Source organism: Aeromonas sp. 600774 (assembly GCF_049175075.1).
GTDB classification, from domain to species: domain Bacteria; phylum Pseudomonadota; class Gammaproteobacteria; order Enterobacterales; family Aeromonadaceae; genus Aeromonas; species Aeromonas veronii_A.
The window spans coordinates 38,260-53,802 of sequence record NZ_JAAKUJ010000010.1; the positions used below are offsets into that span (position 1 = coordinate 38,260).

Annotated in this window: 13 protein-coding genes; 4 read left to right on the plus strand and 9 right to left on the minus strand. The window is 58.1% G+C overall.

What is annotated here, in order from left to right; genetic code table 11:
- Positions 1-255: 255 nt before the first annotated feature.
- Both G5171_RS12150 and G5171_RS12155 read left to right on the plus strand, forming a co-directional pair.
- Positions 256-2,229 (plus strand): methyl-accepting chemotaxis protein, encoded by a 1,974-nt coding sequence (locus G5171_RS12150; RefSeq protein ID WP_421250386.1) that lies wholly within the window; start codon positions 256-258, stop codon positions 2,227-2,229.
- 68 nt (positions 2,230-2,297) lie between these two features.
- Entirely contained in the window at positions 2,298-3,173 is an 876-nt protein-coding gene (locus G5171_RS12155) for a flagellar protein MotY (protein ID WP_005337611.1), read from the plus strand.
- 84 nt (positions 3,174-3,257) lie between these two features.
- On the opposite strand, the gene gloA is transcribed toward G5171_RS12155, so the two are convergent.
- The 9 genes from gloA to G5171_RS12200 form a co-directional block, all read right to left on the minus strand.
- Positions 3,258-3,671 (minus strand): lactoylglutathione lyase, encoded by a 414-nt coding sequence (gene gloA / locus G5171_RS12160; RefSeq protein ID WP_005337610.1) that lies wholly within the window; start codon positions 3,669-3,671, stop codon positions 3,258-3,260.
- A 171-nt stretch (positions 3,672-3,842) separates the two neighbouring features.
- Entirely contained in the window at positions 3,843-4,484 is a 642-nt protein-coding gene (nth, locus tag G5171_RS12165; RefSeq protein ID WP_421260235.1) for an endonuclease III, read from the minus strand.
- A 13-nt stretch (positions 4,485-4,497) separates the two neighbouring features.
- Complete coding sequence (locus G5171_RS12170) at positions 4,498-5,259, minus strand: electron transport complex subunit E (protein WP_005350792.1); 762 nt, start codon at positions 5,257-5,259, stop codon at positions 4,498-4,500.
- Positions 5,260-5,274: 15 nt separating this feature from the next.
- Positions 5,275-5,907: an electron transport complex subunit RsxG gene (gene rsxG / locus G5171_RS12175; protein WP_005359614.1), complete on the minus strand. Its 633-nt coding sequence runs from the start codon at positions 5,905-5,907 to the stop codon at positions 5,275-5,277.
- Positions 5,908-5,950: 43 nt separating this feature from the next.
- Complete coding sequence (gene rsxD, locus G5171_RS12180) at positions 5,951-7,003, minus strand: electron transport complex subunit RsxD (RefSeq protein ID WP_005337606.1); 1,053 nt, start codon at positions 7,001-7,003, stop codon at positions 5,951-5,953.
- Between the two features lie 11 nt (positions 7,004-7,014).
- Entirely contained in the window at positions 7,015-9,909 is a 2,895-nt protein-coding gene (gene rsxC / locus G5171_RS12185) for an electron transport complex subunit RsxC (protein WP_421260236.1), read from the minus strand.
- A 14-nt stretch (positions 9,910-9,923) separates the two neighbouring features.
- A complete protein-coding gene (gene rsxB / locus G5171_RS12190) occupies positions 9,924-10,502 on the minus strand; it encodes an electron transport complex subunit RsxB (RefSeq protein WP_139493998.1) in 579 nt (192 codons plus the stop codon).
- A 2-nt stretch (positions 10,503-10,504) separates the two neighbouring features.
- Positions 10,505-11,086, minus strand: a complete 582-nt coding sequence (rsxA, locus tag G5171_RS12195) for an electron transport complex subunit RsxA (RefSeq protein WP_005337600.1) — start codon at positions 11,084-11,086, stop codon at positions 10,505-10,507.
- A 181-nt stretch (positions 11,087-11,267) separates the two neighbouring features.
- Entirely contained in the window at positions 11,268-14,411 is a 3,144-nt protein-coding gene (locus G5171_RS12200; RefSeq protein WP_421260293.1) for a DUF3427 domain-containing protein, read from the minus strand.
- A 214-nt stretch (positions 14,412-14,625) separates the two neighbouring features.
- Between G5171_RS12200 and G5171_RS12205 the strand changes: the two genes are divergently transcribed.
- The gene (locus G5171_RS12205; protein ID WP_042056561.1) at positions 14,626-14,889 is read left to right on the plus strand and encodes a hypothetical protein; all 264 of its coding nucleotides are present in this window, start codon (positions 14,626-14,628) and stop codon (positions 14,887-14,889) included.
- A gap of 204 nt (positions 14,890-15,093) precedes the next feature.
- On the plus strand, positions 15,094-15,462 hold the full coding sequence (locus G5171_RS12210; RefSeq protein ID WP_127005825.1) for a VOC family protein: 369 nt from the start codon (positions 15,094-15,096) through the stop codon (positions 15,460-15,462).
- Positions 15,463-15,543: the final 81 nt, after the last annotated feature.

The following is a 15,543-nucleotide window of genomic DNA, read 5'->3' on the forward strand; positions in this document are numbered from 1 at the left end:
GTACAGCAGGCAGAGCGGGTGTTTCATGGCTGGATACCCTAAACAAGCGACCTCCTGTCGCCCCAATCTACTGTAGCGAGTTTCTCTCTGGCTGTCTCGACCTGACCATTGGGTTGGGCTATGGGTGGTGGCGTGGCCATCTGCAGAAAATGGTTGATGCAGCTCATGGTTCTGGCCAATGGCAGATGTCGTCAGCGGCATAAGCGAGCAGGCTGGATATACTCAACGCGTTGATAAAAATGACAGGAGTGCGGGATGAACAGACTCGGATTGGCCGGCAAGATGTTGCTGGCAATTTGCCTGCCGTTATTGGCGCTGCTGTTTTTCGCCAGCCACTACGCATACGACAGATATCGGGTGACCCATGAGATGGCGCAAGCTCTACAGCAGCTGACAGTGGTCGAACGCAGCGCCCAGCTGGTGCACGAGCTGCAAAAGGAGCGTGGCATGTCGGCTGGGTTTATTGGCTCTGAAGGGCGTAAATTTGCCGATGCCTTGCCACGTCAACGGCAACAGGTTGATGAAGCCATTAGTCGCTTTCAGGGGTTGGAGAGGGGGAGCGTCCACGAGCAGGCGGATCTGGGTTTGAGCGAGTTGACGGGGATCCGCGATCAGGTGGACAAACTGGCCATAGAGGCTCCCCATCAGGTCGCTTTTTATAGCCAGTTGATTGCTTCTCTGCTCAAGGTGGTGGATGAGATTAGCCTGCGTAGCCAGGATGCCGCTATTGCCTTGCAGACCAATGCCTACGCCGCATTTTTGCAAAACAAGGAGCGTATGGGGATGGAGCGGGCGACCCTCAGCAATGTTTTTGCCAAAGGGAGTTTCACCCCGGCTACCTTGCAGCAATTTATGTCCCTGCTCTCTGCCCAGCAGAGTTATCTGGAACGTTTTCGCGCTGCGGCAAGTCCGGCGCAGCAACGACTGCTTGAGCAAATAGAGAAGAGCCCTGTCATTGCAGAGGTCGCGAAATATGAGCAGCTAGCTCTGGACAAGATGACCGAGGGGGGCTTTGATGTCGATCCGGAGCGATGGTTTGCCGTGAGCACCGAGAAGATCGACCTGCTCAAACAGGGTGAGGATCAGCTCTATCAGCAGCTGTTCGAACGGGTTGAGCAGATGGAGAGCGAGAGTCAGCGCAACTTCTGGTGGGGCTCAATGGTGGTTCTGTGCTGTCTTTTGTTGACCTCTCTTATCAGTTGGAAGGTGCTGCGGGATGTGCATCTGGGCTTCGTCGCTCTGCATCGCACCTTTTCACGGCTCGTCAATGACAATGATCTGACGGTGAGGGTCAACTGGAAATCGGGTGACGAGCTGGGGGCATTGGCGCGGGATCTCAATCGCTTCCTGCAGCATCTGGAAGGCTTGTTGCTGGAGGTGCGCCGCTCCTGTGAGATATTGACCCGTAGTGCCAGCAACTCCAGCGAGGTGATTGCCGAAGTGAATGAAGGTGTGGTGCGTGGCGTTGGTCAGGTTGAACTGGTTGCCACCGCCGCAACTGAAATGGCTTCGACGGTGGCCGAAATTGCTCGCAATGCGACCCAGACCTCGCTGGCGACCCAGCAGGCCATTGGACGTGCCCGGCAGGGGGACAAGGAGGTGGATCAGACTATCGCCGCCATCGAGCAGGTGGCCGGCACCCTCGACGAGACCCGGCTGTTGGTCAACAACCTGCATCAGGATACCGAGTCCGCCGTCGAGGCACTCAACCTCATCAAGCAGATCTCTGATCGTACCAATCTGTTGGCCCTCAATGCTGCCATTGAGGCCGCCCGTGCCGGTGAGTCTGGGCGCGGCTTTGCCGTGGTCGCCGATGAGGTACGTTCACTGGCTGCCCGTACCCAGCAGGTGGCAGATGATATCGAACAGATGCTCTCCCGTTTGCGGGCGGGGGCCCGTCAGGCGGTGGTGGCCATGCAGTCGGGCAGCGAGCAGGCGGGTCTCAGTGTCAGTGAAGCGCAGCGGGCGGGTCACGAGCTGACCGACATCGTCAATGAGGTGCGCAAGGTGAGTGACATGACTGCGCAGGTAGCTACCGCAACCGAGCAGCAGCGCTACGTAACGGACGATATCCAGCACAACGTAATGACCATCCGCGAAGTGTACGAGGCCCATCGCCAGCACTCGGTCACCCTGCAGCAGAATAGTGTCGAACTGGATCAGTTGGCTCGGGAGTTGGCTGGACGCATTGCCAGCTTCAAGTTGCTGGAGAGAGCCTCTCCACACTGATCCATTTGAGCTAAAGCTTGTCCCTCCCTGGCCGATACCCCTTGTGAGATCGTGTGGAGGGCAAGCAATTGAACGCTTGGGTGTTGGGGTTGGTCAGCATATCCGTGAGTATGCAGTTACAGGCTGGGGTTACCGAATTTGGTGCCGGTCTGGATCAATCCGTCTGGCGTTTGACCTCCGATACCCAGATTGAGTGTCGCCTCGAGCATCCTATTCCCAACTGGGGAACGGGGGCGTTTGTCAGCCGTGCCGGGCGCAAGATCAACCTCGACTTCGAGCTCAAGGGCAAGCGGCCACAGGCCCAGACCCAGACGGTGAGCCTTGGCATCATGCCGCCGGTATGGCGCCCGGGAATAGCCGGGCGAGAAGTGAGTCAACTGCGTTTCTATCAGCAGTTCGATGGGCTGGTGGAGGGGCAGACGGCCTGGACCATGCTCGACGAGCTGGAGGGGGGGCGGATGCCCACTTTCCAGTATCGGGACTGGTATCGCCAGAACCGCGCGGTGCGAGTGTCCCTCTCGTCGGTTAACTTTCGGGTTAAATATCAGGCCTTTATAGATTGTCTGAGTGGGCTCTTGCCCTACAGCTTTAACGATATCGCCTTTAGCGTGCTCACCTACGACAAAAACAGCGATCAGCTCTCCATCCCCTCCAAGCGGCGGCTGGCGATGATCAGCGAGTTTATCAAGGCGGACAAGAGCATCGATGTGGTGGTAATTGACGCCTACAGCGACAGCTATGGCGGCCGTTGGCCGAACCTGAAACTCTCCGAGAAGCGGGCCGATGCCATCAAGAAGGTGTTTGTCGATCTGGGGATCGATCCCGGCAAGATCTCGGTGGAGGGGCATGGCGAGAAGCAGCACGTCGCCTCCAACGAAACCGAACAGGGGCGTGCCAAGAACCGGCGGGTGGTGATCAGCATGGGGCGCAATGGCGAGATCTAGTGCTGTCCCCGGCAAAGAGGCATAAAAAAGAGCGCAGATGCGCTCTTTTTTGATCCTGCCATTCGGCAGCGGGATTAGGGCAGCTTAGAAGCTGTCACCGAGGCCAGTACCGGCATCTTTCTTGGCAATCAGTTCAATCTTGTAACCGTCCGGATCTTCGACGAAGGCGATGACGGTGGTGCCGCCCTTGACCGGGCCCGGCTCACGAGTGATCTTGGCACCGGCGGCGCGCAGTGCTTCGCAGGTGGCATAGATGTCGTCCGCTTCCAGCGCGATGTGGCCGTAGGCGGAGCCCAGTTCGTACTCGCTCACCCCCCAGTTGTAGGTCAGCTCGATCACCGCTTCATCCTTCTCGTCACCGTAGCCGACGAAGGCCAGGGTGTACTTGTACTCGCTGTTCTCGCTCTTGCGCAGCAGCTTCATGCCGAGGACGCGGGTGTAGAAGTCGATGGAGCGTTGCAGATCGCCGACACGCAGCATGGTATGCAGAATTCTCATTGCTCAGTTCTCCGGGTTGGTGATGTGTACTGCTTTCAATCTCGGTTGCGAGGCTATCAGCTTTCTGGATAGACCTTCTCTTTGTATTCGCAGAGGTCCTCGATGATACAGGAACCACTGCAGCGGATGTTTGCGAGCGAGACAGGTAGGACGGTTGTGGCGCCCAGTCATTCAGCTCTCTGGATAGACCTTCTCTTTGTATTCGCACAAGTCCTCGATGATACAAGAACCACAACGGGGCTTGCGAGCCAGACAGGTGTAACGCCCGTGCAGGATGAGCCAGTGGTGGACATCCAGCTTGAACTCGGCGGGCACTACCTTGAGCAGCTTCTCCTCCACCTGAACCACGTTCTTGCCTACCGCAAAGCCGGTGCGGTTCGATACCCGGAAGATATGGGTATCGACGGCGATGGTGGGCCAGCCAAAGGCGGTGTTGAGTACCACGTTAGCGGTCTTGCGGCCGACACCCGGCAGGGCTTCCAGCGCTTCGCGATTCTCCGGCACCTCGCCGCCGTGGCGCTCCAGCAAGATGGCGCAGGTCTTGATGACGTTCTCGGCCTTGGTGTTGAACAGGCCAATGGTCTTGATGTACTCCTTGAGCCCATCCACCCCGAGCTCCAGCATTGCCTGCGGGGTGTTGGCCACCGGATAGAGCTTGTCGGTCGCCTTGTTGACGCTGACATCGGTCGCCTGCGCCGAGAGCAGCACGGCGATCAACAGCTCGAACGGCGAGTTGAAGTTGAGCTCTGTGGTGGGGTGGGGGTTGTTTGCCCGCAGCCGCTCGAGGATCTCTCTGCGTTTCTGGTTGTTCATGCCTTGCGTCCGATCATAGCTCGGTCGCCCGGACGCGGGCCGGGGCAACGTTGCAGTGGGCTACGGTAGCGGCCTGTTTGCGATCACGCCAGTCATTGATGGCGTTCTTGGCGGCGATCAGCAGCCCCAGCCCGATAAAGCCGCCCGGCGGCAAAATCGCCAGCAGCAGGCTGGCATCGGCGTGGAACAGCTCGATGCGCAGGGATTTGGCCCACTCGCCCAGCAACAGCTCGGCACCATCAAACAGGGTGCCCATGCCGATGATCTCGCGCATGCCGCCCAGTACCAGCAGCACCAGAGTAAAGCCAAGGCCCATCATCAGGCCGTCGAGGGCCGCCAGCAGCGGCGGGTTCTTGGAGGCATAGGCCTCGGCGCGGCCGATGATGACGCAGTTGGTGACGATGAGGGCGATAAAGATGCCGAGCGCCTGATAGAGGCCATAGGTGTAGGCGTTCATCAGCAGCTGCACACTGGTCACCAGCGAGGCGATGATCATCACATAGACCGGGATGCGAATATCCTTCGGCACCCAGTTGCGCACCAGCGAGACGGCGAGGTTGGAGCAGACCAGCACCGCCATGGTGGCAAGGCCTAGCCCCAGCGCATTGGTAAAGGTGGAGGAGACGGCGAGGGTCGGGCAGAGCCCCAGCACCTGCACCAGCGAGGGGTTGTTCTTCCACAGCCCCTGACTCATCAGCTCCTTGAGCTCGCCTTTGCGGCTTTCCAGCTCGGCAATCGGGGTTGCGCCCGTTTCAATCTGTTCCATCTGGTTCATGATGGCTCGACTCCGTTAGTTCGCCGCCGGACAAGCCGGGGCGTTGCTGAGCAGTTCGGGTTGCTCCTGCTGCAGTTTAAGCAGGTTCTTCACCGCCTTGACCACGGCTCGCGGGGTGATGGTGGCGCCGGTAAAGGCATCGAACTCGCCGCCATCCTTCTTCACCGCCCACTGGGGTTCGTTGTCATGGGTCAGGAATTTTCCGGCAAAGCTGTTGATCCAGTCCGATTTCTTCAGCTCGATCTTGTCACCGAGGCCCGGGGTCTCGTTGTGAGCGAGCACACGCACGGCGGTGATGGTGCCCTTGGCATCAAAGCCCGCCACGATGCGGATCGCCCCGCTGTAGCCATCCGGCGCGATCGCCTCCAGCGCATAGCCGGTTACCACGCCATTCTTGCTGGCGGTATAGAGGGCCTGCGGCTGATCGCTGCCGAGATACTTCCTGCTGGTGACTTGCTTGCAGCTGGCCACCAGATCGTTGTCATAGCTCCCCTCCGGCAGCAATACCGAGAGGGTCTGCTGCTTCTCCAGCTGCTGCTGGTGGGCGATTTTATCCTTGGTCAGCTCGTTGGTCAGTACCACCAGCGCGGTACAGCCCAGCGCAAACATCGCCAGAATAAGGCCGTTCTTGCGCATGCTCTTTAACATGTCCGGGCTCCGTCAGCTGTGATGGGGGAAAAGGGCAGAAACATCATTGGCGACGAGCTCCATACACTTTCGGGCGAGTCAGGCTGTCAATAAACGGCACACAAAGGTTGGCCAGCAACACGGCAAAGGCGAAGGCATCCGGATAGCCGCCAAAGCGGCGAATGATGTAGACCAGCACCCCGATCAGCACGCCATAGACCAGTCGGCCGCGTGGGGTGGTGCAGGCGCTGACCGGATCGGTGGCGATAAAGAAGGCCCCCAGCATAGTCGCGCCGCTAAAAAGATGGAACATGGGCGTGGCAGTCGCATCCGGGCTCACCAGATAGCCGATGGTGGAGGCCGCCAGCAGGGCACCGAGAATGGCGGTGGGAATGCGCCAGTTGATCACCTTCTGTTGCAGCAGGAACAGGCCGCCCAGCAGATAGCCGAGGTTGACCCAGCTCCAGCCGATTCCGCCCCAACCCTCAAACAGCGGGCCGCTCAGGATCTCGCCGGTGGTGAGCCCCTGAGTCAGGCCGGTTTTCAGGGTATCGAGGGGAGTTGCCATGGTGAGACCATCCACCCCCTGCTTGAGCTGGGCCATGCTGTAGCCGTCGAGGCTAAAGCCGGTGAAGATCACCGACGCCGCATCCCCAAAGCCGAGGCTGTAGGCGCGCACGCTCTCCGGCGGCAGCCAGCTGGTCATCTGCACCGGGAAGGAGACCAGCAGCAGCACATAGGCGACCATGGCCGGGTTGAACAGGTTCTGACCCAGTCCGCCGTAAAGGTGTTTGGCGACAATGATGGCAAAGGCCGTGCCCACCACCAGCATCCACCACGGCAGCAGTGGCGGCAGGGAGAGACCGATCAGCACGGCGGTGAGCGCCGCACTGCCATCCATCAGGGCAGGCTTGATGGCGCGGCCACGGAGCTTGAGCACCAGCGCCTCGCACAGCAGCGCAGTGACCAGCGCCAGCAGGATCTGGATAAAGGAGCCCCAGCCGAAGAACCAGGTCTGGGCCAGCAAGCCCGGCACGCAGGCCAGGATCACCAGCAGCATCAGGGTTCGGGTCTGTTTGCGGTTATGGGCAAACGGCGCAGTCGCAATATTGAACATGAGTCTGTCGATTACCTTGTGGTTGTTCGGTCGGCTGACGGGGCATCTTCAGCGGCGGTCTCTGCGGCTCTGGCTGCCTCGGCCGCCAGCTTCTTCGCCTTGGCGCGGGCCACCGCGGCTGCAATGGCCGCTTTTTTCGGATCAACCGGGGCATCAGCTGCAGGAGCGTTCGCTTCAGGCACGGCAGTGACGGCAAGTGGTTGCTCACTGCTGGCTGCATCGCTTTGCATCGGCTCGGCCGGTGCGCGCTCACCCTCAGTTCCGGCACTCTCTACCTGAGTAGAGGCACTTTCTACCTCAGCACCGGCATTTTCTACCTCAGCACTGGTACTTGCGCTCTGCTGGGCCAGTTTTTTTGCCTTGGCCCGGGCGATGGCTGCGGCGATAGCGGCCTTCTTGGGATCGACCGCTTCACTTGCAGCCGTATCGCTGTGGCTGGTGGTTACTTCGCTCTTGGCTACCGCCACGTCGCGGGTCTGTGCGCTGGCAGCTGGCTCACTCTTCGCATCCTCAACACCGGCACTTTCGCCCTGCTGGGCCAGCTTTTTGGCCTTGGCGCGGGCAATGGCAGCTGCGATAGCCGCCTTCTTGGGATCGACCGCTTCGCTGGCCGCAGATGGTGCATCGCTTTGGGTTGCAGCGAATTCGCTGGTGCCTGCGTTTGCAGTCAGTTCGCCCTCTGCGCTGTCACCCTGCTGGGCCGCCTTCTTGGCCTTGGCCCGGGCGATGGCAGCAGCGATAGCAGCTTTCTTGGGATCAACCGCTTCGCTGACAGCAGATGGCGCATCGCTTTGGGTTGCAGCGGGCTCGCTGGTGCCAGCATTTGCGGTCAGATCGCCCTCAGCGCTGTCGCCCTGCTGGGCCGCCTTTTTGGCCTTGGCCCGGGCAATCGCGGCAGCAATTGCAGCTTTCTTGGGATCGACAGGGGCATCATTTTGCGTGTTGACCTCGGCTGCCGTGCCGTTGGCTGCGCTTACCGCTTCACCATTCGCCTCGGCCTTTTTGGCCTTGGCACGGGCAATGGCGGCGGCAATTGCTGCTTTTTTCGGATCAACCTCTGCTTTTTGCTGATCAGCATCTACCGCAGGCGCAGCAACGGCTTCGGCAGTCACAGGCTCGGCGCTATCGCCAGCCTGAGCGGCTTTCTTGGCCTTGGCGCGCGCCAGTGCGGCGGCGATGGCCGCTTTCTTGGGATCGCTGGCGAGGTCAACCGCCTCGGCGGGTTGCGCCGCAGCGGCTGTTTCGCTGTTTGCGCTCTTGGCCAGCTTGGCGGCGCGGCGCGCCTCCGCTTCCCGTTTGCGGGCTTCGCGAGCGGCAATCACGGCGCTGTTGTCAGGCAAGCCCTCGGCGGTGGCGGCAATGGCTGTGATGGGCGCATCCTGCTTGGCCTTGATACGGGCCAGTGCGGCGGCTACCGGATCTTCCCCGCCTGTGGCCGTCATGGTCTGACGGCGCTGGGCGGCGGCTTCGGCGTGGCGCGCTTCGCGGGCTGCTTTCTCCCGCTCGAAACGGGCCTGCTTGGCTTCGAAACGCTGCTTGGCGCGTTCGGCTTTTTCGGCCTCGGCGCGGGCTTCGCGAATGTCGTCTTTGGCGATCTTGTAGTACTGCACCAGCGGGATCTCGCTGGGGCAGACCCAGGCGCAGGCGCCGCACTCAATGCAGTCCATCAGGTTGAGCTTCTCGGCCTTGTCATACTCTTTGGCCCGGCTGTACCAGTAGAGCTCTTGCGGCAGCAGGGTGGCCGGGCAGGCATCGGCGCAGGCGCTGCAACGGATGCACGGCTGCTCCGGGCCGGGGGCGGGCAGCTCGGCCTGCGTCGGCGCGAGCAGGCAGTTGGTGGCCTTGACCACAGGCACCATGGCGTGGGGCAGGGTAAAGCCCATCATGGGGCCACCCATGATCACCCGCTGCTCCGCTTCCGGTTGCAGTTCGAAACGCTGCAACAGCCAGCGCACCGGCGTACCCAGGCGCACCCAGGCGTTGCCGGGCTTTTTGAAGCTGTCGCCGGTGAGGGTGACGATCCGCTCGATCAGCGGCTCGCCGTCGATGATGGCGCGCTTGATGGCAAACACGGTGGCAACGTTGAGCACCATGATGCCGATATCGACCGCGCGGCCCCCCTTGGGTACCTGACGGCCGGTCAGCAGCTCGATGGTTTGCTTGGCACCGCCCGAGGGGTACTTGGTCGGCACCGTCTTGACCAGCACATCTTCATCGGTGGCGTGACGGGTCAGTTGCTCGATCGCCTCGGGCTTGTTGTCTTCCACCCCGATCAGGGTGAGTTTCGGTTTGAGCAGGTGCTTGAGCACCCGGATGCCATCCATGATCTCGTCGGCATACTGCTGCATCAACCGATCGTCGGTGGTGATATAGGGTTCGCACTCCAGCCCGTTGACGATCAGGATCTCGGTGAGCTGGCCGCGGCCATCGAGCTTGCTGTGGGTCGGGAACACGGCGCCGCCAAGGCCCGCTACCCCCGCCTGCTGGATGCGCTCGAGCAGCTCGCCCCGCTCCAGATTCCAGTAATCGGCTTTGCCATTGCGCTCGCCCCACTCATCCTCCCCATCGGGGGTGAGAATGACACAGAGATCGCCGAGCCCGGAGGGGTGGGCAACCGTGTGGTTGCCAATCTCGGTGATGGTGCCGGAGGTGGAGGCATGGACAGGGACGACCCGCCCCTTGGCATAACGGGTCAGCGGCTGCCCTTTTTTGACCTTGTCGCCCACCTGCACCAGCAGATCGCCGGCGGGGCCTGCGTGCTGGCGCAGCGGAATGATGAGGCGCGGCGGCAGACCGGCGTCCACCACCGGGCTCTGGCTTGATTGCAGCTTGTTGTCGGCGGGGTGAATGCCACCGTGAAAGTCCCAGAGCGTGCCGGCTTTGATACGTTCGAGTAAGGAATGCATGGTTGCTCCGCTGTTTATTCCACTATCTTGACCGGAATCTTGCCCGGAACATGCACGTTATTGAGATCCCACTTCCAGTTATCGACCGTGGTGGGCACCGGGATCATCTCGATGCAGTCGGTCGGGCAGGGATCAACACAGAGATCGCAACCGGTGCACTCGTTGGCAATCACGGTATGCATCGCCTTGGTAGCGCCGACAATGGCATCCACCGGACAGGCCTGAATGCACTTGGTGCAGCCGATGCACTGATCTTCGTGGATAAAGGCGACCTTCTTGACCGGCACTGCGGCCTCGTCACTGCCCCCCAGTGGCTGGGGCTCAACCCCCATCAGGTCGGCAATTTTGCGCATGGTGGCCTCGCCACCGGGTACGCACTTGTTGATCTGATCGCCGCCCGCGAGCGCCTCGGCGTAGGGTTTGCAGCCGGGATAGCCGCACTGGCCACACTGGGTCTGGGGCAGCAGGGCATCGAGCTGATCGACGATGGGGTCTGCTTCCACATGAAACTTGACGGCGGCAAAGCCCAGGATAATCCCGAACGCCAGCGCCAGCAGGGTGAGCACCAGAATGGCAAAGAGAATATGGATCATGGTTATATCTTGATAAGGCCGGTAAAGCCCATAAAGGCCAGCGACATCAGACCGGCGGTGATCATGGCAATCGACACCCCGCGAAACGGCGCGGGCACATCGGCGGCGACCAGACGCTCGCGCATGGCGGCGAACAGGATCAACACCAGCGAGAAGCCGGTGGCGGCGCCAAAGCCGTAGATCACGCTCTGGATAAAGTCGTGTCGCTCATTGATGCTGAGCAGCGCCACCCCGAGCACCGCGCAGTTGGTGGTGATGAGGGGCAGGAAGATCCCCAGCAGGCGATAGAGGGTCGGGCTGCTCTTGCGCACCACCATCTCGGTAAACTGCACCACCACGGCGATCACCAGAATAAAGGCGAGGGTGCGCAGATAGGCGATATCCAGTGGCAGCAGGATATAGTGCTCCACCAGATAGGAGCTGGCACTGGCGAGGGTCATCACGAAGGTGGTCGCCAGCCCCATGCCGATGGCGGTTTCCAGCTTGCCGGAGACCCCCATAAAGGGGCAGAGGCCGAGGAATTTCACCAGCACGAAGTTGTTAACCAGCACGGTGCCGATCAATAAAAGCAGGTACTCAGTCATCAATTACCGTCACTGAAAGTCGGGTTATCGGGGTTTGAAGGCGGGCGGTATTATCTGACGTTAGGGCCAGTTAAACAACCGCAAGGCCGCATGGTTATTATGCAACTGGATAATTTAGCCGGGGTTTTGGGCGAGAATCCGGTGGGTTTTGCGTCATCTTCCCACCGAGTGAGAAGCCTTACTAACCAACAGCCAGTTTGGCGGCCTCTTTCCACATAAATGGCGGCATCGGAGTAGTGAGACGCCATTTAATGTTCATCGGTTGACTGCCGCTGTGGGATACGTACTCCACCTCACCAAAGTTCACAAAGCCAAGGGTGCGGCCAAATTCATCTTTGCTCTGCTCACGAACGAACAGAAACAAGCGCTTACCCTCTGCCCTGTGGTTTATGTAACTCAGCCCCTTACCCCGTTCTGGGCGAGCGCTGTTTTGGCTCTGCCAATGAAACAGCGACTCGTTGATGGCGTAGTCGTGATAACGGGTAGTGGGGGAGAAGTGCTGTTCCGTTTTGTTCAAGGTCACGAACAGCAACTCGATATTTTGCTCTGCGATGACATAGACCCCTTCGCGAGCCGTGGGTTGCTGCGTGAAAGTGGTCGCGCCAAAGCCAACCAGCACCTGCTCTCTGGCATAACGGGCATGCAGTTGCAGTGGATTACCGGGAAGGTTTGGCATGGCGCTTTGTTCGTGTTGCACCCGGTTGATCAGCATGGGCAACAGATCTGCCAGCTCGGCCCTTAATTCAGGTTGATTGAGTTGTTTCAGACTGTGCGCCAAGGAGCTAAAGCCTGCATTGGGGCCGCTCTGTTGCCAGAAGTCGTAGTGGCACATCAGGGCCATGCGTGCATCGTGCTTGGCCGTTAAGGTAAATGCGTCTGCCACCAAGGTTTGTAAGAAGTTCAAGTAATGGAGCGCATCGCAGCCCAATAGCCGGGTTTTGATGGCCCGGGTGTAGAGAGTCGACAACTTCTCATCGCTCATTTCAGAAATGGTATGGTTGCGGGCCTGTTTGACCAAGGTGCTCCAATTGCCGCGCTTGTAGATCTCCTCAAGGCTGATGTGAGGGTAGAACTTCAAAAAGTTCGCCAGCGTCAGTGGTAAATCACAATCCAATGAGAAACGGCGGATCAGGCCCATGAGGCGTGAGGTATTGAGGGTCGCCTTTTTGATATTGCTCAGAATTAACTCTTGGGTCTGTTTTGAGAGTTCGATGCGGCAGCCCAAGGGGGCGTGAGGGAAGCCCTGTTTGATCTCGTGGCTGATCGCTTTATTAGTTTTACCCACCAGTGCCCGGAATTTCTGGGCAAAGTCATACTCAGCACGGGCATTGCCAACAAAGTCCAACACGGTGCAGCACTCTTTATCGCTCGCCAGCCGCAGGCCGCGCCCTAATTGCTGCAAGAAGATGGTGAGGCTTTCCGTTGGTCGTAAAAACAGCAAGGTATCGACTTCCGGGATATCAACCCCTTCGTTGAAGATGTCCACCACGCAGAGAATATTGATAACCCCAATGCGCAAATCTTGTTGTTTACTATGCCGCTCGTCTCGATTATCGCTGGTGAGGATGTCAGCCTTGATGCCCTTCAATAAAAATGCCTTGCACATAAAGTCGGCATGTTCACGGCTCACACAAAATGCCAGCGCTTTGATCTTGGTAATATCGGTGACGATCTCATTGAGGCTCTGGACTATTTTCTGTACCCGCTGCTGATTGTGGGTATAGATATTGGTGAGTTCAGTGATGTCATAACGGCCATTTTTCCAAGCCACTTGGCGCAAGTCAGTATCATCATCAATACCAAAATATTGGAACGGACAGAGATGGCGACGATTAATGGCCTCTGGCAAGCGGATCTCTGCTGCGATGACACCACAAAAATCAGCGAGAATATCACCGCCATCATGGCGCTCTGGCGTTGCGGTTAATCCCAACAGAATGTGAGGTTCAAAGGCAGCGAGCAAACCACGATAACTGGCCGCAGCAATATGATGAACCTCATCAATGACGATGTAATCGAAATAGTCTGGGCTAAGGCGCAACGTATCCAGCTGGTTATTTAAGGATTGCACCGAGGCAAATAGTTGACGGTAGTGGGTTGGCACGGTGCCGCCGACCAAGAGTTCGCCAAAATTGGATTGCTTGAGCACTCCGCGGTACGAGGCTAATGCTTGGCGCAAGATCTCCTCTTTGTGGGCGACAAACAGAAACTTGGCATCGGGTTTGGTTTTCAAAAAACGCGCAAAATCAAAGGCGGATATCAGGGTTTTCCCTGTACCGGTAGCCGCTACCACCAAGTTACGAAAGCGCTGATGTAAAGCGCGTTCCATCGCCAATTGTTCAAGGATCTCCAGTTGATGGGGAAACGGCGTGATATCAAAGAAATAGGCAGGGCTATTTTTGTCCCCATCCCCACGGGCCTCTTGCAGCGCATGCTGCAATTTTGTACGGCTTTCGAGCTTGCCATCAAACAGCTCAAAATCATCGGATTCCCAATAGGTTTCAAAGGTACTCAGGGATTTCTCGATAATATGCGGGATCTCTTGCGAGGTGATTTTTAGGTTCCACTCCAAGCCGCTGGTGAGGGCAGAGTGAGAGAGATTGGAGGAGCCTATATAGCCGGTATGAAAGCCGGTATTCCGGCAAAAGAGATAGCTCTTGGCATGCAACCGCTCGCGCTGGGTGTTATAGCTGAGTTTGACTTCGGTATTTGGGAGACTAGCTAAAAATTCAACTGCCTTGGCATCGGTCGCCCCCATATAAGAGGTAGTAATTACTTTTAATTGGCGGCCGCTGCGAGTGAACTCTTCCAGCTCATGACGGAAAATACGGATACCTGCCCATTTGATGAATGAGACCAGCCAGCAGATGCTATCTGCCGATAATATTTCCCGTTTAATCTCAGACTCCATCGACAAACCCGCATTGCTACCGCAGAACAGCTCACTTTGCGTTAGACCGGTCAGAGGGAAAATATCCTCGGCATATTGCTTTAAATTGGCGGAGATGGGGTTATCCAATTGGTAGAGCGCTGTCAGAATTTTTCCCTGACTATCGATGAGGTTCTCGCCAATAAAGTCTGGGTCTTGGGTGCGATCCTTTAGCCAAAGCAATAACTGGTTAGCCAGCTCAATCTGCCGTTGCAGCTGATCTTCACCAGTTACCGAACCCACCGCATATTCCAAAACCCGACTCAGAAATCTGGATAACCAAACTGCCGCTTCGGCAGGTTCAAGCTGGCGTTCCCCTACGTAAAAGCGCTCGCGGTCGAGTCGAGATGTCAGCAGTTGAGTAATGAGCTGTTCATAAATACCGCATTGTTGCATCACGCACGAGCCTCGAACATTGTCTATAGAAGAAAGAGATAATATCATTTTTTTCATCTAAATCAGCATGTTATTATCGGTGGCATATTTGGTTATGGAGCCCGTATTATTAATTTTTTCACGTGGCTCACAGATTCAAGATGTGGCAGCATTTTTTTCTTACCCCATGCTGGGCTTTATTACTGCCACTATCTGCAGTGACTGAGGAGTACAGATGTTCAAGAAACCGGTAGCGGTTGAACTGGAGGCCATCAATCAGGAAGGTGAGATACAGGTGGTGCGTGACAGCGGTCTGACCGTTCAAGGCTACAGCGTTTACTTGCGAGTCGAAGAGAGCAACGGCTGTGCCTTGGCAACCTGTGTGGCAGACTACGACACCATCGGCCCTGCCTACGAACTGGCGGAGCGGTTGAGTCAGGCGCTGGCCATCCCGCTCATTGTGATGACTCCAGAAGCATTAATGCCAGTGAAGAGTTAGCCAAACGCGACAACAGCAGCCATTGCAACGCCCAACTGAACACCCCTTAAAAATTACATCATCATTTGCGCTCTCTTTGCGCGCCACGGCACACATGGGTTCCCCCTTGCCGGGTAAGATGGGGTTGCCCGCCGTGGCGACGACAGTCGGATGCTTGCGGGTATATGCCGGTCACATCAGCCAGATCACCACCAGGAGGTAACAATGATCAGCCATATCGACCATCTGGTATTGACGGTCAGTGATATCGAACGGGCCGTGGCGTTTTACAGTTCGGTGCTCAATATGGAGGCCATCACCTTCGGTGCGGGGCGCCGGGCGGTAGGGTTTGGCAACCAGAAGATCAATCTGCAACTGCTGGGGCAGGAGCCGCGCAACCGGGCGCAGGTGGGGTCGGGAGATGTCTGCCTTATCACCCGCTGGCCGCTGGAGCAGGTGATGGCCCAGCTTGCCTGTCACGGGGTGGAGATTGTCGAGGGGCCGGTGACCAAAAGCGGGGCTTGCGGGCCTATAGAATCTGTCTATTTCCTCGATCCAGACCAAAACCTGATTGAGGTCAGCCGTTATCCCTGAGTCCACCAAGCTATCACTCCCATCGCCATCAGCAACAGAAAGGGGCCGTCAATTGACGGCCCCTTTCTTGTATCGCTATCG